This is a genomic window from Bacillus cereus group sp. BfR-BA-01383, assembly GCF_022663495.1.
Lineage (GTDB): Bacteria > Bacillota > Bacilli > Bacillales > Bacillaceae_G > Bacillus_A > Bacillus_A cereus_AU.
In genome coordinates, this window is record NZ_JAKUFP010000002.1 from 166,597 (window position 1) to 191,320 (window position 24,724).

Sequence of the window (24,724 nt, forward strand, 5' to 3'; positions counted from 1 at the left end):
GAGTATTTGTCTTCTAAGTAGAATGTATTTTCAACAAAAATAGTATTCTCCCTTTATTTCACCAAAATCCTCATTCTATTTCTTTCATCAACCCCGCAATCCCCCTGCTCCCCTCACTCCCAACTTTCCCAAGTTCTTCTATAACTAACTCTCGTCTCTCCACAGAATGATTTTGACTTAACTTCACTTTTCCTTCTATTTTATTTATCTTTATTTTGAACCCAACTATTCCCCTACTTAATCCTTCCATATAATTCGGATCTACCTCACTCAGCGAGTATGTGCCCTTTGAACCTTCATATTTATGTACTAAATCTTGAAGAGAATCTATTAATTCCTGTTCATCCTCCACAATTTCTAATTCACCGTATACATGTACTGCAACATAATTCCATGTTGGTACTGCTTTATTTGTTTCATACCATGACGGAGAGATGTAACTGTGTGGCCCTTGGAATATAGCTAGTACTTGTTGATTCCCAGTGTCTTTCCACTGTTCATTCGGACGTGCGAAATGGCCATGTAAAGTAAGAGTCTCCCTATTTAATAACAACGGTAAATGCGTTGCATATGGTCTCCATTATGTTGAGAAAATAGCGTTGCAAAGCTATTTTGTTCAATTATTTCGTACTTCATCTCTTCATCTTGTATTGCGAAATGTTTTGGTATGTACATAAGCTCCCTCTTTTCTTATCCTCTTATTTCCCATTATATTTATGTAATTTATTATTTGGCAGAGGCAGATTGTAATTATTTTATAAGGTCAGTGTATATAGTAAAACCTTTGTTTCAAAAATAATAGGTGGCATTATATGATTTCTGCCACCTTAATCTATTTTCTTATTGATACAAACTCATCTATTCAACTATCCTTCATAACTTTTTCTAATACAGCTTCAATGAATTCCTTTTTACCTAGGCTATAACTTAAGCGATTTTCCGCCGTTTCTGCTAACTCTTTCTTTAACTTCCCATATTCAATAACAACTTTTGGATTTCCCCGAAGATACTCACGAAACGCTACATGTCTTCTTAACTCTTCACTATTCTTATCGCATACATATAAATGATGTTCCATCCAAATTGTATTCTTCCCATCCCTCGGAACATATTGATCCTTTCTCCCAAAAGCCTCTCTCCCCTTAAAACTCCACTCTTCTTGATGAAAATATCCTATATTTTCAAGCCTCTTTATTACTTTAGGAAAAACATCATAATCTTCTATTACAACATCGACATCTAATATCGGTTTAGAAGCAAGACCTTTAACAGATGTACTCCCAACGTGCTCTATAGAAAAAATGAGTTCCCCCATTACGTTATTAATCAACTTCTGTAATTTACAAAATTCACTTTCCCATTGTGTATTATATTTCTCAACAGTAATAAATTGTTTCAATTGACTCAGCCTTCTTAAATCACTTTTATAACCTCTGAATATGAGTATCCTTAAAATCCGTCTCATATTTCAATCCATATCCAAACATTCTATCCATTCCAATATGTGCTGTCCATATTAGGCCCACCATTAAAATCGTATCCATCTTTAAATAGACCCCTATTAAAACAAGTAGTATCGATATAATATATGTGTGAAATAGATTATAAATTTGCGCACCGACACGATTATTTATCGTGTATGCTACCATCGCTAAATCAGGTGCAAAAAGTAATACGATAAATAATAACCAACTAAATCCACATAATGAATATATATAAATCGTAGCTAATAAGACAATCAATCCTTCAAAGTGTATAATTCGTTTCTCCAAACTTCATCATTCCTTATCTGTTAGCTTGAAAATTTTATTCGGATTCAAAATATTTTGCGGATCAAGAGCTTTCTTTATTTTCTCCATTACGAATAATGCCGCCCCATGTTCTTCTTCTTGATACTTTCTTTTTCCGATTCCAACGCCATGTTCTCCAGTACACGTTCCCCCTCGTTTAAGAGCATACAGTACGATACTTTCGTTTATTTCGTCAGCTTTTTTCACTTCATCTTTATCGTTCGGATCAACCATTAAGAGCACGTGAAAATTCCCGTCTCCTACATGACCAAGAATACCACCAACAAGACCAACTTTATCTAAAGTCTCTTTTGCATGATGGATCGCGCCAGCTAATTCCGAAATCGGCACACATACATCCGTACTCATCAGCTTTTTACCTGGGTAACTATGCACATAAGAATAAGCTAAGTTATGTCTGGCATCCCATAATTTATTCCTCGCCGCAGTTTCAGTTTCAAAAGCAACTTCTCTACATTTATGATCAAAAACAATTTCTTTCGTAAATTCAATATCTTGCTTTAACCCTGCTTCATTGCCATGAAACTCTAAAAACAGTGTAGGTTCTTCTCTGTAACTCGTTTCATTATAATGATTTACTTGTTTCATAGATAATTCATCAACAAGTTCAATTCTCGCAATTGGAATACCTGCCTGCAATATATGAATAACAGCTTCTACTGCATCATTTATAGTTGGAAACGATGCTCTCGCAGCCATAACATGTTCTGGTATGCCGTATACTTTTAAAGTTAACTCCGTAAAACATCCAAGCGTCCCCTCTGATCCTACGAAAATACCATTCAAATGATAACCTGATGATGACTTCGCTGCTAAATTTCCAGTATGTATCACTTGTCCATCAGCAAGCACCACTTCTAAATCACGAACTTGATCACGCATAACACCATACTTCACTGCTGTTGTTCCACTCGCATTTGTAGCAGCCATTCCACCTAACGTTGCATCTGCCCCCGGATCTACACTAAAAAACAAACCGTATTTCTTTAGTTCTTTATTAAGCTGAGAGCGCGTTACTCCTGGCTGTACTCTCACAAGAAAATCTTTCTCTCTTATTTCGAGTATTTTATTCATAAGCCAAAAGTCCATTGTAATCCCTTTTTCATAAGGAATTACATGTCCCTCTAAACTGGACCCTACTCCAAACGGAACGACAGCTGTTCCTTGCTGACCTGCTACTTTCATTATCGCGCTAACCTCTTCTGTCGTTTTCGGAAAAACAACTACATCTGGTAAACTACTAGCATGGTAAGATTCATCTTTACTATGTAACTCCCTTACTGTCGTATTTATTACTACTCGATCTTCTGGAAGTATATCCTTTAATGCATTTACTAAATGTTCAATTGTTATTTCCATCACTAACTCTCCTTTTTAGTTTTAAAACAAGTATACCATTTTTATACAAAATAATCGGAAAAATAAGATTATTAACTTTGAGCATAGCAAAAAGAACTTGCAGCGAGTGCTACAAGTTCTTTTTTCATTTCATATTAAATGACTTCTTTATTAACAGCATAAACCAAACTAAAGTAAATGCCATCATAGAATGAGAGAAACCTACAATATAAGTTAACCCTTTAAAGTCCGCTCCATTTAGTTGAAGAAGCCCTCTCGCTGCTAGCGAACCTAACATTAAAGTTAGTGCAATGTTATGTAAAACAAACCACTTATTAAAACCTTTCACTTCATGAAATGCGAATACTTTTGCTAATCCTAAAGCAATTAAAAAGAAGAAAAAGCCAAGTACTAACGTATGCGTATGCAAAAGATTTAATAGTGTAGATCCTAGAATCCCTTTAAATTTACCATACTCCCTAGCAAAAATTCCTGATAATAAACCGATAATTAAATAAGTAAACGATGCATTATATAATTTCTTCATTATGTACCTCCTTGAGTAGAATGTGTAGTGTGTCATATTTAGTAATAATGATAGTTATATAGTAAAAACTCCTAGTTACCTAGGAGTCATTGTATAAGGATCTCACTCTTTACAATCAATCCTAATTATAAAATATCCTTTTATACAAAACAATCGAACTTTATGTGAACAAGTAGAGCATAATTAAAATATGTTGCACTTTCGTTTCACACAATCCATACTAATTGTTATAACTTTTAAAGGTGGTGCAATAGATTGATAGTTCTTGAAACTGAACGACTCACTCTTCGCTGGTTCGATATAAAAGATGCTCCTTTTATTTTCGAGTTAGTAAACGATCCTGCATGGATTCAGTTTATCGGTGATAAAGGGGTTAGAAACTTAGAAGATGCAAAAAATTATATTGTAAACGGACCAGTTGATATGTATAACAAAATCGGATTTGGACTTTACTTAGTAGAACGAAAAGAAGATCTTACCCCGCTTGGTATGTGCGGTCTTATTAAAAGAGATTCATTAGAAGATGTTGATATCGGTTTTGCCTTTTTAGAAAAATTCCGTTCAAAAGGATACGGCTACGAATCAGCTTCTGCGGTCATTGAGTATGGAAAGAACGAGCTAGGTCTTAAACGAATTGTAGCAATTACTTCTACAGATAATGTTGATTCAGGAAACCTTTTAGAAAAAGTAGGATTGCGATTCGAAAAAATAATTTCAGACTCAGGAGAAGAGCTAAAGTTATTTGGGTATAACGCATAGTAAAAAGGGCGCCATTCACGGCCATAGCCATCAACTTAAGAAAATCAATAAAATAATAAGATGAGGGAACCCTTTCATGCAGTACTGCATGAAAGGGTTCCCTCATTTATGCCTACAAACAACAACATATTAGTTGAGGAATTACGCATACTGGGTGAAGAATTTCGAAATAAATTTTCTATCCATCACTTACAAGAACTTGCGTATCAAACAGGTATGATTCAACGAAAATTTCAGCCACAGGAACTTGTATCTCAGCCGAAGCGCTCAATAAGCGTTGGAACGCGCGAACTGTAGCATTCCTTAAAAAGTTATTTCTGTATGCACTGGATATTAAATTTGCTTATTTACGATAAGGCGAAACATCTCAAATAGCAAGAAATTCAAGAACATCCACACCCCGCCATATACATATCCACCTACGATATCGCTTGGAAGTATATGAGAAAACGCAATGTTTGCAATTGCTATACCTAGCAAAAGCACGATACCCAGAAGAGGGAGAACAAATTGTATATACTTATTCTTCAGGTGACGTACCATTAGAAATAAGCAGGTGCCAAAAACAATAATGGTAATTGTTGCTTTTTCATCTGGAAAAGCAGAAGAACATGTTGCCGCATTTTTTCCAATAAAATGAAAATAAGAAAGTGTGTGTAAGACTGCATTATGGTATATATGTGCTCCAAGTATGGAAACGATAAGCAAGAGACCTTCAAGCCATCTATCCCTTCCTTTTCTCCAAATGGCTAAAATCGTAATAATAATGAGAACACTAAATGCGATAGGTGACTGCAACGATAGAAATCCTTTGATACTACTTGTCCATCCTGTTTGAAGTACAGAATGAACAATATATGTAGTAACCTCGTTAAACTGAGTAAACTCATTATATAAATAAGACAGTGCCATTCCCAGCATTAAGGTTATCATTCCTAATAAGACTAGTGTAAGACTGATAAGGAACACTTCCGTTGCTCGGATTGTTCGAAAATAGGAAATAAGCCAATTAAGCAGTCGTAGGAAAAAGTTTTTGATTTGTTTTTTGTAAAATTTGTAAACTAGTAACCCTCCTATAACGATAGCGAGTACAAGGACAATGTAGATAAGATATTGTCCGGCCAATTTATGAAAATCCTGCCAACGTGGTCCTAATATTTTACCTAGTGTAATAAAGCCAATTGCCCATAAGCTTGCCCCTATGTATGCTGGAATAAAAAAGGTTCGATACGGCATTCTTGAAATACCAGATACGTATCCTGTGAAGTGCCGAACCCCAGTAATGAAATAAGCAACTACCAACAATTTACTTCCTGATCGTTCCATCCAGGCGGCTACTTTTTTGTAGTTCTTAGGTCCAAGGTGAATATACCGTCCATACTTTTCAATCAGTTTATAGCCTCCTAACCTTCCAATCCAGTATGTAACTGTAATTCCGACTCCTCCAGCAGCAATAGCTGTTAGAATGGCCAAGGTGTAATCCATTTTTCCTTGAAACACAAAATATCCAGCAAAGCTCATAAAGAATTCAGCCGAAATCGGAATCGCAAACAGTTCAATCAAAATAACAGTGAATAAAATACTATAGCTGTGCTGCTCAAATAATGAAATTAAATGTTCCATGTCGTTCCTCCGAGCCTCATTCTTTTTTTGTTTTTATCTTCATTTATCCCACTATTTGCGGGCAGTAATACGCCCACCTCGAAATTTGGTGAAAGCAAAGAAGTTACGTGGGAGATAAACTGCCCGTTAATGCGGGATAAAATCAATATGTAAGCTCAAGAGCACTTCTCCCTTTCATTCATTATAGATAGATAAAACAAAAATTATCAAATAAATCCATTTATTGATATAAAATCATTCCATTAAAATACACTTAATATCCCAACTGATTTATGTTAATATTTTTAATATTAACATAAATAAAAACCACCTTATTTTTCATATAAATAACTTTAAATTTCAAAGCGAAACTAATTTTTATTCAAAACAGGATGTGGATTGCATAAAATGAGGTTGAGAAAGCAAGAAAATGCTTTTGTTACATACCGCATTTTTGTGAAATAAAACGTCAATCAAAGGAGCCTACAAACAATGAACGTCTCTTTACTTACACCTACTACCGATTTACAAGAAGAATACTTAGATTTTTATAACGAATGGAAAGATAGTGGTGAAACGATGATTCCGTGGGTTATTTCAAAAGACCCTTCTAACTTCCCAGCTATGATTCAAGAATTACTCGATGCACATAACGGAATAAATATTCCTGAAACGTGGGTACCAGATTCTACATATTGGCTCGTTACAGATAATAATAAAATTGTAGGAGCTGTTAATATACGTCATAGTTTAACCGAACATCTATTTAATGCTGGAGGCCATATCGGTTATGGCATTCGCCCTTCTGAAAGAAGAAAAGGATATGCTACGAAGTTACTAGAATTATCATTAGAAAAAACGAAAGAATTAAACATCACGAAAGAATTAAACATCACGAAAGCACTTGTCGTTTGCGACGAAGTGAATACCGCTTCAGAAAAAACAATTTTACATAACGGTGGCCTTCGTGATGAAGATTTCACTGAAGAAGATGGTAATGTTGTAAGAAGGTTCTGGATTGAGCTATAAATGATCAAAAAGAAGCCAGAAAGTGATTACACACTTCCTGGTTTCTTTTATACTGCTTCAATTTCAAACTGCACTGTAATACCACTTGGGTCTACTACTGTAAATCCATTTGTAGTCTCGTTTATTTCATGTTGTTTTTCTATTAATCTTTCTTTCACTTCATCTAACGCTTCTTTATGAGGCAGTACAATCGTATACACTTTTAGTCCCGTTGCATGTGCTGGTGGATGTGGATTATTTACCCCGTTCCACGTATTTGCACCAATATGATGATGATAACCTCCTGCCGAAATGAATAAGCAATCATCTTCACGCTGTTGCACTTCAAATCCTACTGTTTCTACATAAAACTCATGTGATTTCTCTACATCAGCTATTCGTAAATGTACGTGTCCAACGACAGTATCAGCAGGTAATCCATCAAACTCATAATCAACGAGTGTTGCTAGTTCTTTTAAATCAAGCGGCGTACTTCCTCCTGGTCCTTCTCCCCACTGATCGCGCGGACGGTCTGCATATATTTCGATACCATTACCCTCTAAGTCTTGTAAATAAAACGCCTCACTATACGTATGATCACTTGCGCTATTAAACCTTGAAATCGGTAAAATTTCATTTGAATATGTATAACGCCCTTCTTGCTCAGCCGGACTATCAATTACCATTTTATTACGAATAACACCAAATAGTGCCGAAGCAAAAGCTTTACGAGTTGGAACTAAAAAGGCAACATGATATATGCCAGTCGTACGTGGTTCTTGCAGTACCCCATCCTCTAACTTTTCAAGAACAAGTAACGTATTATAACCGCCTTTTCCAGCTAAATATGCTTTATTCCCCTCTTGCTTAATTACTTCTAACCCTACTACATTCTCATAAAAAGCAATTTGACGATTTAAATCTTTCACTTTAAATTCAACATGACCAATGCGTGTTTTCGGATGGATTTGTACCATGAATAACTTCCTCTCCTTCTCCCTATATATTTCTATTAAATATAACCGTTACTATGAAGGATATAACCAAAATCACCCTATGTAAATAAGGAAAGTCAGAATTTATAATTATTTTATTTTCATAACGAAAAAGTCATCTTTTCTACTTTTAGAAAAGATGACTTTACAAAAACAATCTATTATAACCCTTATCTCATTTTATGTACTTCAGCAACTAACTTTCCGCCCTGAATGCCCATATAAAGCTTCACAGGTGCATCATTCGTGTTTTCAAATACTAAGTCTAAGTATGGATATGCAATTGTAGCGTCTCTTCCTTGTGGAACATAACCTACTGTTTTAGAATGCGTAGTTCTCTCTACCATTTTCAAACCAGCTTGATCTGCTGCATTGTATAAAGTTGATGATGTTTGACAAACACCACCGCCATATCCATCTACTAATTTACCATCTACAATTTCTTTTCCTAATTGGTAGCCTTTATCTGGCGTTGTATCACCGATTAATGCATTAAAAGAGAAACGGTCTCCTTTTGCTAATACAACTCCGTTTATGCTCGCTGCAGACAAACGAATGTTTTCAATTCGGCCGCCTGTTGAGCCACCTAAATTTGTTTCATATCTACCAATTACAGTACCACTTCCTTGCCCATCGCTAAGTGTTGCAGTAGGCTTTTTCTCAGTAATTGGTAACTGGTATGAAGAATCCCACATACCAACATTCAACAATTTATCTACTAATTCTTTTTCCATTAATTCATAAGAAGGTTTTCCTTCTTGCCAACTTCCATCAGGAGCTATACGTGAAGGGACCATCTTTTGGTCAACGCTTTTCCCAACTTCGCTAGCAACCTTCGTTACCGATTTTTTAAATTTTGCCTCATCTTCAAAATAACCTAAACTCGATAAATCTAGTTTTTTCACTTCAGTACCAGTGCGACCATCAACTAAACTAATCGTATCCTGTACCTCTGCTTTAGCTTCTACAGTGTGTCCACCAATATCACTTACTAATGCAACATCACTTACTTTTGTACCACAACCACTCACTACAGCTACACATAACACCCCTACTAATATACCCTTTATTTTACGGAACAATATACTCTCCCCTTTTTCCTAACAGTATTCTTATGTATTATTTCATTTTTATGTATGTTTTGTTACAATCATTTTACAATATATTTATAAATTGTTACAAGTTATTTTTTACTCTATTAAAATTACTCTTTTCTTTTGTAAATGTCTATACATATTTATATAAATTTTTGAGTTTGATAACATTGTAACTTTTATGTTAACTATCTACATCCAGTATATACCATTAATTAAGTGAAATACAAATTAAAAACACTATTGTTTTGCCTCTTTATTCACCTACGTAAGTCCGTAACTTTAATACTGATTCATCATTTCTAGCCATTTTCACATTACTCATAAGTACATACACCCTCTTCTTTCTGCATATATGGGTATTTGCCGTGCCACCTCTCCGCTTTTGCACATACATTATGGTGAATTTAACCTAATTTAAAGAAATGGAGGATGTTTTTATGTACCCCTACAATCCATATGATCCATATAATGAATATGCGTACCAACAACCACAATATGACTTACAAGCACAATACCAATCCTATATAGATCAAGCAGAGCAAGCGAATCCATATGATCAAAATCGACAATTTCAAATTCCAATCTCTTTTCCTGGGACTGGTGGACGTCAATTAGAAAGACGAGTAAATGAGCTTGAGCAAAGAGTACGTCAACTAGAAAACACAGTTGAGCGCCATACACGTAGACTAAACCGCTTAAACCAACGTTTACGTACAGTAGAAAACAGATTGAACATTCCATTTTCAGCACTAGAAGACGGCTTTTAATTTCAAAAATAAAAAACATATAAGGAAGGTGCTCCCCCTTCCTTATATAAATTGACTAAAGTTTTTTCCATCTCTATACTGATAAGAGTTAACGAAATGAAACAAGGTGATAAATATGGATTTTGAAATAAATTTTCTTTCCTTTTATGTAGTACAAGTAGAAGGAAAAGGTGAAGCAGTTGATAAACGCTATAAACATTTTCAAACTTTAGATGCTGAAGAATATGAAGATAGTTCCTTAAAAGAATTTTTGAATGGTGAATTATTAAAAATTTCAAAGCGAAAAGTAGAACGTCACGCAAAAACGGAACAAGCTCCAACAAAAATTGGTCGCTTTATTGTAGAGGAAGGGCATGCACTCGATTCAAACCCTCATTACAACTTGTTTAATCGTATTCGCTTTGCAGAAACGAAAGAAAACTTCAAAGATATGAGCGAACCTCTCGTTTATACATATCTTGACACAAGCGCTGTACGTGGTGGTGTATTTTTAATCGCCCAAGCAAAACTACGCAAATACTTTGATGATCCATTCGTATTCGTAATGAAATGTGACTTCGAACCGAAAGTCGCTTCCATTTCTGATGAATCAACGCTTATTCGCAACGTTGAAATGGCCATCACAACAAAGAATATGAAATCTATCCAATATCCATACATGCCTGAAGAAGGTATCGTGGAAGTAGGCGAACTAAAAATACACCAAGCATCACACGCCCGCTACTTTGAAGACTTCCTAAAATTCGTCGAGTATGAACGCTCTATGCCTGAAATTATGAAAACACAAGTAATGGACATGGTATACGACCAAATTGAAGATGTATTTGAAGAAGGTACGGAAGAACGCGAACAATTCGACCAAGCGATGGAAGTATGGGCTGCCAGTCCAAAGCGTGAAATTATGGAACAATTTTCAACCGAAGAAGTAATGGAAGCTACTGCTCAAATCGTCGAGCACGCTCCTGAAGTGGAATTAAAGCTAAAAGCAGATCATATCTCTGTGAAGGCCCTGCTTGCTGATTTCGGTGATCAAATACATATTGCGAAGGTAAATGATCGATATGTACTTATGATTGAAGCTGACACACTTACGTTCGAGAAAGGATTCTCTCCAATTGAATTTTTGAAGCCTGATGAATTGCAAGATGTGATCGAGCGGATTGAGAATAAGCAACAGTATAGCTATAGCCCGGCAGAAAATGAATAGAATAACTAAAAAAATCCTATCTCTGTATAAGAGGTAGGATTTTACATATACAAAAAAATTTGAATAATTAACTACTCAGCAATAAATTGATTGCTATTGGATATGAATACTTTATTCTCATCAATACAATGATATTAAATTTATCTAATTAGTGGTGAAGGAGAATGTCATTTAACCTCTGCATTCTCCTCCATCTCAGCCAAATACCTAATCTGCCTTTCCGCTTTTCTCACCGCCGTACGAAAATGTTTCTTTAGAAGTTCCACTGTATTTTCACTTATATAATATCTTTCCGTTATACTTTCCCACGTGTCACTACTTTCAAATGTACTCCAAACGAAAGGACGCTCTGTATTTTTTCTCATTTCTTTAAATACCCATTTTCGCATCTTTTTTTTCGCTTTCTCTGTTAATTTTCCATTATTTACAAGCTCAAGTTCACCATGTCTCTTGTATCGTTTATTAATATCTCTCTCGCTATATACTTTAAGAAATATATTTGCTGTATTCTCAGCATCGGCTAAAGCGCGGTGCTGTTTCCCTTCCCACGTTAAACCGAGCTGCTCCACTGCAAATTGTAAACTTGGTGTATGTTCAAACAATTCTTCATACGCTTGGAAAACAAATTTTTGCAAATCAAATCTACTTTCTTTTTCCATACATGGGCATTCTACACCGTGTAATGTACAATCATGAGATAGAAAACGATAATCTTCTTTTCCCCATGAAACAAATATAGACTCTTCTCCAATGAACTGAATAAATTTCCCTATAATTTGAGGGAATTTTTCTACACCAATTAAATCCTTCTTTGTAATTCCAGTTAATTTTGTTGTATGACGAGTTAATCTTGCACTCGGTTTCACTAACTCCGAAAATTCTTCAATTATTTTCATTGTACCTATTTCTATTTTTACAGCTCCGATATCAACTATCTCTGACGGATCTTCTGATTTATACGGCCTGAAATTCCTTTCAATATCGAACACAATAAAATGTGTAGCATTTTTCAATTTTGATACCTCTTTCTAATTCCTTTTAATACGATAGCTTAATTAGCACTTTAAAAACCTTTTCTATCTATTAGAAGTTTCGCTTTTATTTTCAGTATCTATTTATAATTGTAGTTTATACATGAGATACTCTCAATTAAAAAACGAAAATTCAGTCTTATTAGTATATGTAGGTAGGAGAACATCTATAAAAATGCAAAAAAAAGAAGGGCGAGCCCTTCTTTTTTCAAAAATTACTTCTTGTTTACGTTAGTAGCTTGAGGTCCACGGTTACCTTGTTCTACTTCGAAAGTAACTTCTTGACCTTCTTCTAAAGTTTTGAAGCCGTCGCCTTGGATAGCTGAGAAATGAACGAATACGTCTTCTCCGCCTTCAACTTCGATGAAACCGAAACCTTTTTCTGAGTTAAACCATTTTACTTTACCGTTTTGCATGAAAAAAATCCTCCTACAATGTACCTATATGTACATATTCATTTTCAACCACTTTACAATAATACTTCAGACATTAAAAAACTGCAACCCCCAGAGGAGATTTAACATTGCTATCCTCCTCGGAAGTTACAGCTCATTTAAATCTCTATATTATTAAAAGTAAAATGGTTTAAATACAATATATCATATCAATATAATAAAAGCAAAGTTTTTTTGTTAAATAATTTTTTTCTTCCACTGCATCGCTTTTAATTCACCGGATCCAGCTACAACATAGCCTTCTTTTTGATTAACAATGCGCCAACCATGCCCTTTAACTGAGTCACATACTGTAACAATACCTTCGTCAAGGTGTACACGGCAAACAGTGCTAACTCCTGCCTTATTTTTCGTTGAAGTCGTATATAGCACATGTTGATCTACACTTAAGTCTAAATAGCTACTAGCTTTTTGCTCACTTTGACATGTATGCCAAAGTATTTTTTTATTCTCAATACTTTCATCTATTTTACAAAAAGAAATATTACCACTAATGCCTTTACACGATCCACTTGCCGCTACTAAATAAGAATTATGTATAGTCAACGCAGAAATCATCTGATTCATCGCTATTTTAATCCTTCTTAATTTACGTTTCTCTAAATCAAAAAGCCAAACACCACCATATTTAGCATGTATTTTCGTACCTATAAATAAGTAATGTTTATATAAGAATAACGAACGAATAGACGGTGCATCACTACCGTAATCAAGAAATGGATGAATGGTCTCCCATGTAGAACCAAAATTATTAGAATGATACAGCGTTTTATCTCCATGAGCAACAACCGTTCCACTCTTATTGCTACACACATTCCAGCTCGTTGCTTTCGTCGGAAAACGCCGAACCTCCCATGAGTCTCCACCATTCATACTACGAATAAAAACTCCTTCGTCTCCTACTCCGTAAACTACGTCACCTTCACTATGTAAATCTCGAATTCGTTTTTGAAACCCATTTAAAATCTGATTCCATTCTCCATCTTGTTCAATGAATAAGCCATTATATGTAGTAGCTAACAACAGTTTTCCATCTCTTAACTTTGTAATAGCAGTTGCACTTAGCATTGTCTCCACGTTGACACTCCCATTCTTAGAACTTCTCAGCAAATGCAATTGCAAAATCACTGCATTTTTCGATATCCTCTTTATCTTCTGGAGCTAATTCAATTTTCAGTCCTTCTTGTACAAGCTCTGCACCACGTTCTACGAGACGTTCTTCAAATATCGTCACCGCTTCACAAAACAGTTCATACGCCGTATCACCTGATCCGAATACCGCTACTTTTTTCCCTGATAAATCTATATTTTCTAAATCATCATGAAAATCTTCCGCTTCAAATGGCAATTCACCATCACCCCACGTATAAGACCCTAAAATGATTCCATCATAAGATAATAATTCTTCAGCATCCATACCTTCCATCTCTTGTAATACTACTTCATGATCAAAGGCATCTAAACTTACTTTAATTAAATCAGCAATACTCTCTGTATTCCCTGACATACTTGCATATGCAATTAAAATTTTCGCCACTTTAACATCCCCCTCACACAATAAATGATTCTCATTCTCATTATATTAATAATGATAATCAATTTCAATTATATTTTTGTTATTTTATTTAATTCCATAATAAAAAGAACAGATGACTATACAATCATCTGTTCCTTTTATTACTTTTTAAAAATACCAAATGGTTTTCCAACTGGTAATACAACTTTACCAAAGTGTGTATTTAATACCGCAGCTGCTGAACCATAGAAAGATAATAATGAAATACATAGTTCAGAATATGCTGCTAAATTGTGCATTGCGTGTGGCATAACACCTAAAGTACTTAACGAAAGACCAATAAATAAGAAATCAATAAGGACGAAAATCATAAATAATACTTTATGTGTTTCCATTGCACCAATTGTCATAAAGATCGTGAAAATCAAATATCCGATAAAGGCTACACCAAGCTGTTTTGAATCTGCAGTTTGGGCTAATTTTTCGCCAAATACTCCAAGCTGAATTAACCAAGTCGTTCCAACACCTAACCAAAATAGGCCGTACGCACCAAATGCTGTTGTACCGAACGTATTGTTATGCTTTGCATCGTGAATGCATGCAAAGATTTGTGCAAATCCTCCTAAAAAGATCGCCCATGGTAATACAAGTGAAACGCCATCTGTTAAGCCTAACTTTTGAGATGATGCTACAAGTGTTACCATCGCTAATCCAAATAGACCGATTCCAGATGGATCTGCTGTTGCCATTTTCACATGATATGTAGTAGTTTGATTGCTCATATAAACCTCCTGATTATAAACATACTCGAATACAATACTTAAATCAGAAGGCTATGTCAATGGATTTTTTTGTATGTTGTCAGACCTTATATCTTATAATGATCAAATATACTTTCGACCATTTCGTAAGGTTTTATATTCACATTTTCCAGCTCATTTATCGGTATCCATAACGGAATATAGCATCCTCTATCTGTATGCTTAAACTCCTCACCTTTTCTGCTTCCGAACACTCCATCCGTAATATAGGCCTCATAATAATATTCGGTACCTTCATACTTTACCTTTGTAATAAGGCGCTTCACTTCTATATGTACCCCTAATTCTTCATATACCTCTCGCTTCGTTGCCTCTTCAGATGTTTCTCCTTCTTCTATTCCACCGCCTGGAAAAACGTAATATATTTCATCGTCTCGAACACGTTTTATAAGAGCAATTTTCCCGTCCCGTACAATAATAGCTGCACCGCGATTTCTTACCACTTTATTACCTCAATACCAATCGCAACTGTTCCCCACTCTTCTTCTTGTTCTTTCGTATATATTTTGTATGTACTTTCTAACATTTCCTCTAAACTATCATTTTCACAATCCAATAATTTTTTATCAATTTGCTCGTACATTGCTTTAAAGCTTTCGTATCGCTTTACTTCCGTTACTTTTACAGCTATCGTCTCTGCTGTCGTAAGGTTCGTAAATACAATTTCATCGCCTTCTTTAATAAGTTGACGTTTTTTATCGTATAACCGTACTTCATATACTTTTTTTCCTGATTGGATTGACTGAAAAGGTCTATTATATAGTCCCATTTCGTATCGCATACATTCCACTCCCTTTTATTTATTTTGCCTACTAACATACTTACAAATTACCAATTCATACAACACAGTTCGCTCTATACCCCAACTTGCATATAATGCTTCATATCCATTACTTACTTTAGAGAGGATGCTAAAATCGTTATGTTATATTTAAATCAAAAACCTGAATATAGTAAATATGATATTGGTGATTATACTTATAGTAAAGTAGGACCAACTATTTTTTCTTGGAATGATGAAACGAAATTAAAAATAGGTAAGTTTTGTTCATTAGGAGAAGAAGTCGTTTTCATACTTGGCGGTGAGCATCGCGCTGATTGGATAACGACTTATCCATTTAATGCTCTTTTCGCTGAAGGAGCACATATTACTGGTCACCCCTCTTCAAAGGGTGATATCGTAATCGGCAATGATGTATGGATTGGTTATCAATCCTGCGTTTTATCTGGTGTTACAATTGGTAACGGTGCCATTATCGGTGCAAAGAGTGTTGTTACAAAAGACGTACCTCCCTATGCCATTGTGGCTGGTAATCCGGCAAAACTAGTTCGATACCGTTTCCCACAAGAAACCATTGAAAAACTAGAAAACCTTGCATGGTGGAACTGGGACATTTCTGTGATAAAAAATTCCATCCCATACCTCCTCTCTGACAAAATCAATACATTTTTTGATTCACCTGACAAAGAATCAATATGAACATTAATATAAAAAAGCATCCTATTCTTTCTTACAGGATGCTTTTTTATTTATTTTCTATTAGGAAATATATTCGCTACCGTAAACTCAGTCACCGGATTTGTCCCAGGTTGTGAAACTCCATCTACAGTTACACTATTTGCGATACTTCAAGAGTCCAACCTACCGAGCGACTGATTGCTGTATCAGCGGATGTTCTTGTAGCTTGTACGCCCCCCGTTGTATATGGTCCTGCTCCACCCGCATTAACAAGATTTGTCATATTAGCAGAGCGAACGTAATAAAATTGCCTTCCAACAGAACCTTGTTGTGCAGTTGCAGGATCTGGCGTAACTGAAAAGGTCCCTGCGGGTGTTGTAAAGGTGATATTGTCATTTAAAAAGGAAGGCTGTAATATCCTCAGGATCAGTCCGGTATGTACCGGCCCACACAAGTTCTGCGTATAAAACATTACTCCCTGCTGGAAGGTTTAAAATTACACTTGAAGAATTTAACCGCCAATCATTCGTCGTTCCTACTGGGAATCCCGGAACTTGAAGTGATGTATTTACTGTAGTAAACACATTAATCGTACCGAAGTTATTGCCCGGCGCGGGCGAGGTCGGGCTTAATCCTAATGTGTTCCCAGTGAACGTGACGGCACCAGTTACAGTTGTTGTAAAACGATTCATAAAAGGCACATAATCATCACATTTCATCTATAGTAAAAAGTACTCTATACTATAAATGTAGACAACCTATGCAATGTACGTTGTCCAACAAAATTCCGCACATACGAGAGGGGTTTGTAAAATTATGCGCTACGTTATCATAACAGGAACTTCACAAGGTTTAGGTGAAGCAATTGCCACGCAATTATTAGAAAAAAATACAACGGTCATCTCTATTTCTAGAAGAGAGAATAAAGAACTTACTAAACTCGCAGAACAAAATAACAGCCATTATATTTTTCATTCCGTAGATCTTCAGGATGTACATAACTTAGAAACTAACTTTAACGAAATCATTTCATCTATTAAAGAAGATACTGTATCATCTATTCATTTAATTAATAACGCTGGCACGGTTGCACCAATGAAACCAATCGAAAAAGCAGAAAGCGAACTTATCATTTCAAACGTTCAAATTAATTTAATCGCACCAATGATTCTTACTTCCACTTTTTTGAAACATACGAAAGACTGGAAATTAGATAAACGAGTTATAAACATTTCTTCCGGAGCAGGAAAAAATCCTTATTTCGGATGGGGCGCTTACTGTACAACGAAAGCTGGTGTAAATATGTTTACACAATGCGTTGCTACTGAAGAAGCTGAAAAAGAATATCCAGTAAAAATTGTCGCTTTTGCACCTGGTGTTGTTGATACAAATATGCAAACGCAAATTCGGGAAACTAATAAAGAAGATTTCATAAATTTAGACCGCTTCATCGCATTAAAAGAAGAAGGTAAACTGCTCTCACCTGAATATGTTGCAAAAGCAATTCGTAACTTATTAGAAACTGAGGACTTCCCGCAGGGTGAGGTTATTAGAATTGATGAATAGCGAAAAGGCACGCTATAATAGCGCGCCTTTTCATTCTATTCCTCTAAAAATATAAGTACAGACTCCATAATTTGCTCATAACCAATTTCTTTATAAATTTTATTAGATGTTGGATTTGCTAAATCAGTATATAATGTGGTCGTTTTATAACCTTCATCTAACAAATGTTGACTGAGAGCGGCTACACAATTAGATGCATAACCTTTTTTCCTTGCTTCTTTCGGCGTATATACGAAATTTACTGTTATATTATTTTTAGTTGGTCTCGTTTTTGCAGCTACAGAAACTAGTTTCCCGTCCACTTCCAAACCGAATAGACGATTTGTAGTTATTAATGTATACGCTGTTTGTTTTGCTTCTCCTTTCGTAGTAGGGAGCTTCACGTCTTCGCAGAATTGATATATCCACTGTTCTATTAATGGCAGCTCATCATTATTTACTGCCCGAAAAATTCCATTCGCGTTACACTTCTTCTTTACTCTTTTCAGCTCATACACACCTTGCTCCATTGCAACAGTAGTTTTTTTCTGTTCTAACATCGTAATCTCTTCCGCTAATTTCTGTACAATTTTCTTATTACCGATCAATCCAGGAACATCTGGATATACTTTCGTTAATTTTTTTGCAAGTTCCACGATGTCCTCTTCCGCAATTTCAGACGTAGCGATAATCATTTGTTTCTTCTCCACTGTTTGAAGAAATACAACTGCAATTTCTTCTCCTTGTTTCGCTACCCCCATAAATATCGCATCTGTCACTCCTTGCAATACGCCTAATATTAAATTATTTTCCTGCTCATTCTTTTCTAAAAATGATGTAACATCCTCCTTAAAGCGAAGAATCTCTTCATATACTTGTAATTGAATCATCGACAATCTCTTCTCTCTATTTATATTTTTTATTAAGTATTGGCGATTAATTCATTAAATCCTTCTTTTACGATTCAACAATATTCGAAACTAAAGTGTTCAATTCATTTTCGGCCTGTAAGATTCTTTGCTTTTCAGCTTCAAATACTAATTCTTCTTTTAAATACGATGCTTTACGATTTTGAATCATACGCTTCATTTCTTTTTTACTCGGTCCACCATATACCTTTCTTTTTTGAATAAAAGCTTCGGGCGATATAATTTCTTTCCACTCTTCTTCTAATAAATTCACTTTTAAATTTTCTTGTAAGTACAGATTTACTTCTTCGAAATATAATTCATGAAGCTCCTTTTTCTGTTCCAATGACATATTTGCAATAGCACTTGCTGCATGATGCGCATGCCGAAATGGAACTTCATAGTTTTTTGTTAAAACATCCGCGAAATCTGTAATCGTAATCGCATGTTTATAGGAACGCTCCTTTAACGTTTCCTCTTCTACTTTCATCGTTCGAATAACTGCATTCAGAATACAAAACACACGAATCGCCTTTTCAATTCCTTTATATAAATACGGCTGCAAATCATCTTCTGTATCGACAATATCACCAAATGGTGTATTATGAATCATTTGAAATACAGTAAATGCTTCTCCTAAAGCACTACTCGTAATCGCACGGGCGTGTTCAATTGAAACTGGATTTCGCTTTTGCGGCATAATACTACTAATTTGTACATATGGCTTCGCAACAGTAATACCATTATATTCTTTTGTCGCTAATAATAAGAAGTCATGAATCCATCTACTCGCATTTGTCATAATTACCATAAGTAATGAGCTAACTTCTAATAAATAATCTGCTCCAGCAACAGCATCATATGAGTTCTCGATTACATTTGTAAACCCAAGTAAATGGGCAACTCGTTCTCGTTTAATGGGGAAACTTGTTGTAGAGAGTGCAGCTGCACCCATCGGAGAATGATTTAAAAGCTGATATGTTTTTTTCATTCGTTCTAAATCTCTTTGCATCGTATCATAAATCGCCAAAGTATAATGACCAAATGTTGTTGGCTGTGCTGGTTGGGTATGTGTATAAGCTGGCATGATCGTTTCCTTATGGTCATCTGCAAGTTGCAATACACTTTCTTGCAATAACAAATGATGTTCCATTAACCGTAATACATATCGCCTCAAACTCATGCGATACATCGTTACACCCATATCATTTCTACTTCTACCGATATGCATATTACTTACAAAATCGCACTTTGCTTCTTGAGAAATTAAATATTCCACTAAAAAAAAGAGATCTTCGTGCTGTTCCGTATATACCAATTGATTTTTTGGTATTCCTTCTACCTTTTTAAGTGCGTTTAATATTACTTTAGCTTCTTCCTTTTTCATTAATCTTTCTTCCGTTAGCATCATAATATGCGCTTTATGCACCTGAAACATATCTTTCAATAAGTAGTTACGTTGAAAATCAAATACATGTTGCAATACGCAATCCACATATGTTCTTCCAGGGAAATCAGCGCCTTCACTCTTTATAAACTCTTCTTTACTCTGTTTCATCACCCTTTCCCCTTTCACCTAAGTATTACTACCCATCATACCCAGTGATGGCAAAAAAGTGCTTGTACAAAAAAATAAACTCGGCGCTTAAAGCACCGAGTTTATTTAATAAAAGTCGCATCATACTTATCACTTTGCAACACTTGGAAATGTAAATTCGCTAAATGTTTACGTATTTCTGCGCTGTCGTCTTCATTTAAATTATTTGCTAAAAACACAATTTCTGTACAGTTTCCGCGTTTATCCATAGCATAAACTGCTTTTGTAACCGTCCATGGTGTATAACCATTTTTTTGCCCAGCATGTCTGAATGTTTTACGATATTTCTTGGCACTCATATCTGTTTCAACGATATTCGCCCACACTTTTTCTTCTGCTTCTGTCAGGCCACCTTTATGATTTGCTTTTTGAAGCAATACCATATAATCATTTGCCGATGCAGCAGGAAGTCGATCTGACCAAATTTTATCATATTGTTCCTCTAAATAAAGAGGAATTTCTTTCTGTAATAATGGCCCTTTCTTTTTTAAGCGTTCATGAATGATCATCGCATATTCACGATACTGCTCTTGAGACATTTCTTTTAACTTTTTCTCTATTTTATATTTTGGAACATGTAATTCTTTATGCAAATATCCCGGAATATATAAGGATGAAACGATAGGAAATAGTGGTTGGTGTGCAGGAAGCGATAAACTTTGTAAATTCCGATTAATGTTATCTAATCCTAACACTTCCATTAAGTACTCAGTATTTGCATTTGAACTGAACTTAACCATTCCTTTTGCAACTTCTTCTAAAGAAACTGCGCCTTCAGTTATCTTTCCTTTTTTTTGCAAGTAACTTTGCCATCTGTCTTGTGCACCGCCATCTGTATTCGGTACATAATATCGATTCACATCATTAATCGAAACGAAACTAGACGGGTCAATTTTCCCTTCTGTAACTTGTTTCGTATATTCAAGCGCCACAATTAACTTCATCGTACTAGCAACTGGCAACACAACATTTGGATTTACAGAATAAACAACTTTATCATTTCTTTTTACTAAAAGCGCGCTATTTTTTTCATCTTTATGCTCTTCAATAAAAGATGCTATATACTGCGCATCATCATTATTTGAACTCCATACTTTTTTCACTAAAAAATTACCCGATATTAGCAAAACGAAAATACCCACAATCACTGCGCATACTATAGTTTTTTTCAAGTAAAATTCCTCTCCTATTGTGTAACTCTTCTCTATTTATCTAAAAAAACAAAATAATGGAGATGATTATTTTAGCAATCATCTCCATTATTTTAACTTGTATACTCCTATTATGTCTACGTCATAATTTTCACGAAGTCTTCGAGAAATTTTTTATAATGTAATGACCAACCAATTCGTACCCAATTCTTTAAGGCTTTTGAGTCAGGTTGAGGACGAAAATCTGCAATACTTTCTCCTTTTGCAATTCCAACTGTATCTATATCAACCCGGCGATACACATAATCTAAAAGGGACGGATTCGCCGCGACCATCATTGTAACGACGTCATGTACCGGGCTTCCTGTTATTTTTGGATTCAATTTTTTATAAGCTTTATAATAATAATTAAAAATTGGTTCAATTAATTTATTAAAATTCGTTTTAGAATGTTTCGTAATATATTTCACCATCTCTGGCGTAATAATAGCTTCAGACGTAACGTTAAGTGGCACTAATGTCACATTCTTGGCATTTTGCATAACTAATTGTGACGCAATGGGATCGCCATGAAAATTCGCCTCCGCGACTGGTGTCACATTACCAGGCATTAAAAACGCACCGCCCATTATATAATACTCTTTCACATACTTCATCATCGGCTTTTCTAAAATAAATGCTGTCGCTAGTGTCGTTGACCTACCTGCATCAACAATAATTAATTCTCCTTTATACTTTTCAAGAATATCAAAAAATGCACAAAAAGGTTTTATATTTGGCGAAAATGCTTTTGGAGGTTTAATAGGTCCTAAGCCATCTGCGCCATGAATTTCCGGATAAAACGTCACAAAATCCCCAGACAAAGGAATTTTCGCACCATTAATAACAGGTATATCTTCTCGTCCTGCAAGTTGCAGTAAATACGCTGCATTACTTGTCGCCTTTTCTTGTGATACATTTCCATATCCCGTTACAACACCAACAATATCAATATCAGGATGCATAATTCCATACATGATAGCTAAAGAGTCATCTATTCCAGGGTCTCCTAAAAATAACACTTTTTTCATCGACCTCAACTCCATCCCCTCTATTGTTATTAATTTATGAATAACAATAGATATACAGAATAAAAAAGAGCAAAATCATACGAAAAAACGCAGCCCTATCAGGACTGCGTTCTCCCTCTTACCTATACTGTTTTTTTCACAGTAATCATACTTCCAATTACATAAGCAATAAATGCAAAGCAAATTGGGAATACAACTGTATGTATACCGAATGGATTAGGGAAGCAAAGGTGAATCAACATATATGAACCTACCCCCACTATAATAGATGCGAGAGCTCCAGTTGCATTTCCTTTTCTCCAATACAGTCCTAACACAATCGGCCAAATGAATGCTGCTTCTAAACCACCGAAAGAAAATAAATTTAACCAGATTAAAAAGTCTGGAGGCTTAATAGCCGCAGCATATACAAATAATCCTACGATACCAGTAATCCACAGACTACCTTTTTTTATCGTATTATCCGTTGCATCTTTATTTATGTAATTCACATATATATCTTTAATAATTGACGAACTTACAAGTAATAATAATGAGTTTACAGTGGACATGATTGCAGCCATTGGTGCAGCTAAGAAAACTCCAGCTAACCAAGGTGGCAATACTTCCATCGCTAATAGCGGCATTACTTTATCTGGTACCGTTATCCCCGGAAGTACTACTCGTGCAAACACACCTGTTAAATGCATACCAATCATAATTGTACCAACGACAATCGTCCCAATTATGAGCGCTTGATGCATCGCTTTTGAATTTTTATACGACATTGCACGCACGCTAATTTGCGGTAAACCAACGACGCCAATTCCAATTAAAATCCAATACGATGTAACATATGATTTCGTTAAACTACCATCTGCTCCGAATGGTGTAATTAAATTCGGATTAATTTGAACGAGTTCGTGCATAATCTTTTCAATTCCACCACCGGCGATGACAGTCGCAATTAAAATGATTGTCGTTCCAACCAGCATAATGATACCTAATATAGTATCTGATAACGCGACTGCTCGAAACCCACCAATTAATACGTAAACAAGTACAGAAAATGTAAATAAAAATAAGGCTGTTGTATAAGAAAGACCGGTAAGCGACTCAATTAATCGTCCACCGCCGACCCACTGGGCTACTGTTGCTGAAAATAAAAAGATAATAATACATATCGCAGAAAGAATAACAACTGCTTTATTGTTGTATCTTCCCTTTAAATAATCAATAAGAGTAATTGCTTCCATCTTCCTTGCGATAATCGCAAATTTTTTACCGATAACCGTTAAAACGATATACCCCGTAACAACTTGAATCGCCGATAATAGTACCCAGCCAAGGCCCATATTGTAAGCAATACCAGGACCACCAATGAAGCTACTTGCGCTTCCATACGTAGCAATCATTGTCATCGCTAATAATAAACCGCCAAGCTCACGCCCACCAAGAAAATATTCTTGTAAAAATTTATTATTAGCAGTTGCTTGTACGCGCCTTGAAGCATATACACCAATTAAAAATACAACGATAAACGAAATTATCATTGGAATGATTACATACCAATTCATCTATTATTCCTCACTTTTTTCTTCCTCATCGAGTGAAATATCTTGAAATACGAAACGAACAACTAAACTAAGCAAAATAACCATAACGATAAATCCAACGATACAGCTATAAAAAAACCATGCCGGAAAACCTAATATGTATGTATATTCACTTGGATTTTTACTACCAAGCCCATAAGCAAATCCGTACCATATTATAAAGTTAATAATAGCAAGTCCAAGACCAATTAACGCTTCTCTATGGGCTATTCGAAAGCGTGGATCATCATGATAATCTTTCATTTTCTCCCTCCTCTCACGATGTATTATTGTACCACTGTTCTTCTAGTTTTTCCTACTAGAAAACAAAAACAAGCAGGATTTTTTATAAAAATACAGAAGACTCTCTTACATTACATATTTTTTACAATTGTAACACAATTGAAATTTGAATTTTCAGTATTTATTATTTATGATTTTAATTAGAGGCTTTTCATCTAGTTCC

At 35.2% G+C, this 24,724-nt stretch carries 27 protein-coding genes and 2 pseudogenes; 7 read left to right on the forward strand and 22 right to left on the reverse strand.

Translation table 11 applies throughout. The features are described from left to right. Nucleotides 1-70: 70 nt before the first annotated feature. The 5 genes and pseudogenes from MR065_RS03045 to MR065_RS03065 form a co-directional block, all read right to left on the reverse strand. Nucleotides 71-675 (reverse strand): annotated as a pseudogene (locus MR065_RS03045) (FMN-binding negative transcriptional regulator). Nucleotides 676-862: 187 nt separating this feature from the next. Next, complete coding sequence (locus MR065_RS03050) at nucleotides 863-1,399, reverse strand: GrpB family protein (protein ID WP_242212451.1); 537 nt, start codon at nucleotides 1,397-1,399, stop codon at nucleotides 863-865. 25 nt (nucleotides 1,400-1,424) lie between these two features. After that, entirely contained in the window at nucleotides 1,425-1,772 is a 348-nt protein-coding gene (locus tag MR065_RS03055) for a DUF4260 domain-containing protein (protein ID WP_242212452.1), read from the reverse strand. Between the two features lie 6 nt (nucleotides 1,773-1,778). Further along, nucleotides 1,779-3,170 (reverse strand): FAD-binding oxidoreductase, encoded by a 1,392-nt coding sequence (locus MR065_RS03060; protein ID WP_242212453.1) that lies wholly within the window; start codon nucleotides 3,168-3,170, stop codon nucleotides 1,779-1,781. A 124-nt stretch (nucleotides 3,171-3,294) separates the two neighbouring features. Next, a complete protein-coding gene (locus MR065_RS03065; protein WP_242212454.1) occupies nucleotides 3,295-3,696 on the reverse strand; it encodes a DUF2871 family protein in 402 nt (133 codons plus the stop codon). Nucleotides 3,697-3,951: 255 nt separating this feature from the next. On the opposite strand from MR065_RS03065, the gene MR065_RS03070 reads away from it, so the two are divergent. Together MR065_RS03070 and MR065_RS03075 are read left to right on the forward strand one after the other, a co-directional pair. Next, nucleotides 3,952-4,455 carry a GNAT family N-acetyltransferase gene (locus MR065_RS03070; RefSeq protein WP_242212455.1) on the forward strand — a complete coding sequence of 168 codons (504 nt, stop codon included), beginning with the start codon at nucleotides 3,952-3,954 and terminating at the stop codon, nucleotides 4,453-4,455. Between the two features lie 108 nt (nucleotides 4,456-4,563). Continuing rightward, nucleotides 4,564-4,752, forward strand: coding sequence for a hypothetical protein (locus MR065_RS03075; protein WP_242212456.1), 189 nt, complete (start codon nucleotides 4,564-4,566; stop codon nucleotides 4,750-4,752). A 36-nt stretch (nucleotides 4,753-4,788) separates the two neighbouring features. Here MR065_RS03075 and MR065_RS03080 read toward each other — a convergent pair whose 3' ends face one another. Next, on the reverse strand, nucleotides 4,789-6,078 hold the full coding sequence (locus MR065_RS03080) for a VTT domain-containing protein (RefSeq protein WP_242212457.1): 1,290 nt from the start codon (nucleotides 6,076-6,078) through the stop codon (nucleotides 4,789-4,791). 471 nt (nucleotides 6,079-6,549) lie between these two features. Here MR065_RS03080 and MR065_RS03085 point away from each other — a divergent pair, with 471 nt between their 5' ends. After that, entirely contained in the window at nucleotides 6,550-7,086 is a 537-nt protein-coding gene (locus MR065_RS03085) for a GNAT family N-acetyltransferase (protein ID WP_242212458.1), read from the forward strand. A 47-nt stretch (nucleotides 7,087-7,133) separates the two neighbouring features. Here MR065_RS03085 and MR065_RS03090 read toward each other — a convergent pair whose 3' ends face one another. Together MR065_RS03090 and MR065_RS03095 are read right to left on the reverse strand one after the other, a co-directional pair. After that, nucleotides 7,134-8,042 (reverse strand): VOC family protein, encoded by a 909-nt coding sequence (locus tag MR065_RS03090; RefSeq protein ID WP_242212459.1) that lies wholly within the window; start codon nucleotides 8,040-8,042, stop codon nucleotides 7,134-7,136. Between the two features lie 188 nt (nucleotides 8,043-8,230). Then, nucleotides 8,231-9,142 (reverse strand): VanW family protein, encoded by a 912-nt coding sequence (locus MR065_RS03095; RefSeq protein ID WP_242212460.1) that lies wholly within the window; start codon nucleotides 9,140-9,142, stop codon nucleotides 8,231-8,233. A 452-nt stretch (nucleotides 9,143-9,594) separates the two neighbouring features. On the opposite strand from MR065_RS03095, the gene MR065_RS03100 reads away from it, so the two are divergent. Together MR065_RS03100 and MR065_RS03105 are read left to right on the forward strand one after the other, a co-directional pair. Continuing rightward, nucleotides 9,595-9,924, forward strand: a complete 330-nt coding sequence (locus tag MR065_RS03100; protein WP_242212461.1) for a hypothetical protein — start codon at nucleotides 9,595-9,597, stop codon at nucleotides 9,922-9,924. Between the two features lie 115 nt (nucleotides 9,925-10,039). After that, the gene (locus MR065_RS03105; RefSeq protein ID WP_097902710.1) at nucleotides 10,040-11,131 is read left to right on the forward strand and encodes a DUF3900 domain-containing protein; all 1,092 of its coding nucleotides are present in this window, start codon (nucleotides 10,040-10,042) and stop codon (nucleotides 11,129-11,131) included. Nucleotides 11,132-11,298: 167 nt separating this feature from the next. Here the strand turns inward: MR065_RS03105 and MR065_RS03110 are convergent, their stop codons facing one another. From MR065_RS03110 to MR065_RS03140, 7 genes are all read right to left on the reverse strand, one after another. Next, entirely contained in the window at nucleotides 11,299-12,144 is an 846-nt protein-coding gene (locus tag MR065_RS03110; protein ID WP_242212462.1) for an exonuclease, read from the reverse strand. A gap of 233 nt (nucleotides 12,145-12,377) precedes the next feature. Continuing rightward, entirely contained in the window at nucleotides 12,378-12,578 is a 201-nt protein-coding gene (gene cspB, locus MR065_RS03115) for a cold shock-like protein CspB (RefSeq protein ID WP_001179148.1), read from the reverse strand. 216 nt (nucleotides 12,579-12,794) lie between these two features. Then, nucleotides 12,795-13,694: a WD40/YVTN/BNR-like repeat-containing protein gene (locus tag MR065_RS03120; RefSeq protein ID WP_242212463.1), complete on the reverse strand. Its 900-nt coding sequence runs from the start codon at nucleotides 13,692-13,694 to the stop codon at nucleotides 12,795-12,797. 16 nt (nucleotides 13,695-13,710) lie between these two features. Next, nucleotides 13,711-14,154 (reverse strand): flavodoxin, encoded by a 444-nt coding sequence (locus MR065_RS03125; protein WP_242212464.1) that lies wholly within the window; start codon nucleotides 14,152-14,154, stop codon nucleotides 13,711-13,713. A gap of 140 nt (nucleotides 14,155-14,294) precedes the next feature. Further along, a complete protein-coding gene (locus tag MR065_RS03130) occupies nucleotides 14,295-14,915 on the reverse strand; it encodes an acetate uptake transporter (protein ID WP_097902714.1) in 621 nt (206 codons plus the stop codon). Between the two features lie 86 nt (nucleotides 14,916-15,001). Then, a complete protein-coding gene (locus tag MR065_RS03135) occupies nucleotides 15,002-15,397 on the reverse strand; it encodes an NUDIX hydrolase (protein ID WP_242212465.1) in 396 nt (131 codons plus the stop codon). Further along, nucleotides 15,391-15,735, reverse strand: a complete 345-nt coding sequence (locus tag MR065_RS03140; protein ID WP_242212466.1) for an ASCH domain-containing protein — start codon at nucleotides 15,733-15,735, stop codon at nucleotides 15,391-15,393. The genes MR065_RS03135 and MR065_RS03140 overlap by 7 nt, the downstream gene beginning before the upstream one ends. Before the next feature lie 141 nt (nucleotides 15,736-15,876). Between MR065_RS03140 and MR065_RS03145 the strand changes: the two genes are divergently transcribed. Beyond that, nucleotides 15,877-16,434 (forward strand): CatB-related O-acetyltransferase, encoded by a 558-nt coding sequence (locus tag MR065_RS03145; protein ID WP_097902717.1) that lies wholly within the window; start codon nucleotides 15,877-15,879, stop codon nucleotides 16,432-16,434. A 145-nt stretch (nucleotides 16,435-16,579) separates the two neighbouring features. On the opposite strand, the pseudogene MR065_RS03150 reads toward MR065_RS03145, so the two are convergent. After that, nucleotides 16,580-17,114: pseudogene (locus MR065_RS03150) on the reverse strand (hypothetical protein); the annotation flags it as partial. Between the two features lie 115 nt (nucleotides 17,115-17,229). Here MR065_RS03150 and MR065_RS03155 point away from each other — a divergent pair. Further along, nucleotides 17,230-17,979, forward strand: coding sequence for a (S)-benzoin forming benzil reductase (locus MR065_RS03155; RefSeq protein WP_242212467.1), 750 nt, complete (start codon nucleotides 17,230-17,232; stop codon nucleotides 17,977-17,979). A 35-nt stretch (nucleotides 17,980-18,014) separates the two neighbouring features. On the opposite strand, the gene MR065_RS03160 is transcribed toward MR065_RS03155, so the two are convergent. From MR065_RS03160 to MR065_RS03185, 6 genes are all read right to left on the reverse strand, one after another. Beyond that, entirely contained in the window at nucleotides 18,015-18,848 is an 834-nt protein-coding gene (locus MR065_RS03160; RefSeq protein ID WP_242212468.1) for a GNAT family N-acetyltransferase, read from the reverse strand. Between the two features lie 67 nt (nucleotides 18,849-18,915). After that, the gene (gene argH / locus MR065_RS03165; protein WP_242212469.1) at nucleotides 18,916-20,424 is read right to left on the reverse strand and encodes an argininosuccinate lyase; all 1,509 of its coding nucleotides are present in this window, start codon (nucleotides 20,422-20,424) and stop codon (nucleotides 18,916-18,918) included. Between the two features lie 101 nt (nucleotides 20,425-20,525). Continuing rightward, nucleotides 20,526-21,635: a serine hydrolase gene (locus MR065_RS03170; protein ID WP_097902721.1), complete on the reverse strand. Its 1,110-nt coding sequence runs from the start codon at nucleotides 21,633-21,635 to the stop codon at nucleotides 20,526-20,528. A 116-nt stretch (nucleotides 21,636-21,751) separates the two neighbouring features. Beyond that, complete coding sequence (locus tag MR065_RS03175; protein WP_242212470.1) at nucleotides 21,752-22,684, reverse strand: nucleoside hydrolase; 933 nt, start codon at nucleotides 22,682-22,684, stop codon at nucleotides 21,752-21,754. A gap of 122 nt (nucleotides 22,685-22,806) precedes the next feature. Then, nucleotides 22,807-24,240 carry a sodium/pantothenate symporter gene (gene panF, locus MR065_RS03180; RefSeq protein ID WP_242212471.1) on the reverse strand — a complete coding sequence of 478 codons (1,434 nt, stop codon included), beginning with the start codon at nucleotides 24,238-24,240 and terminating at the stop codon, nucleotides 22,807-22,809. Between the two features lie 3 nt (nucleotides 24,241-24,243). Then, nucleotides 24,244-24,522 (reverse strand): YhdT family protein, encoded by a 279-nt coding sequence (locus MR065_RS03185; protein ID WP_128282387.1) that lies wholly within the window; start codon nucleotides 24,520-24,522, stop codon nucleotides 24,244-24,246. Nucleotides 24,523-24,724 lie beyond the last annotated feature (202 nt).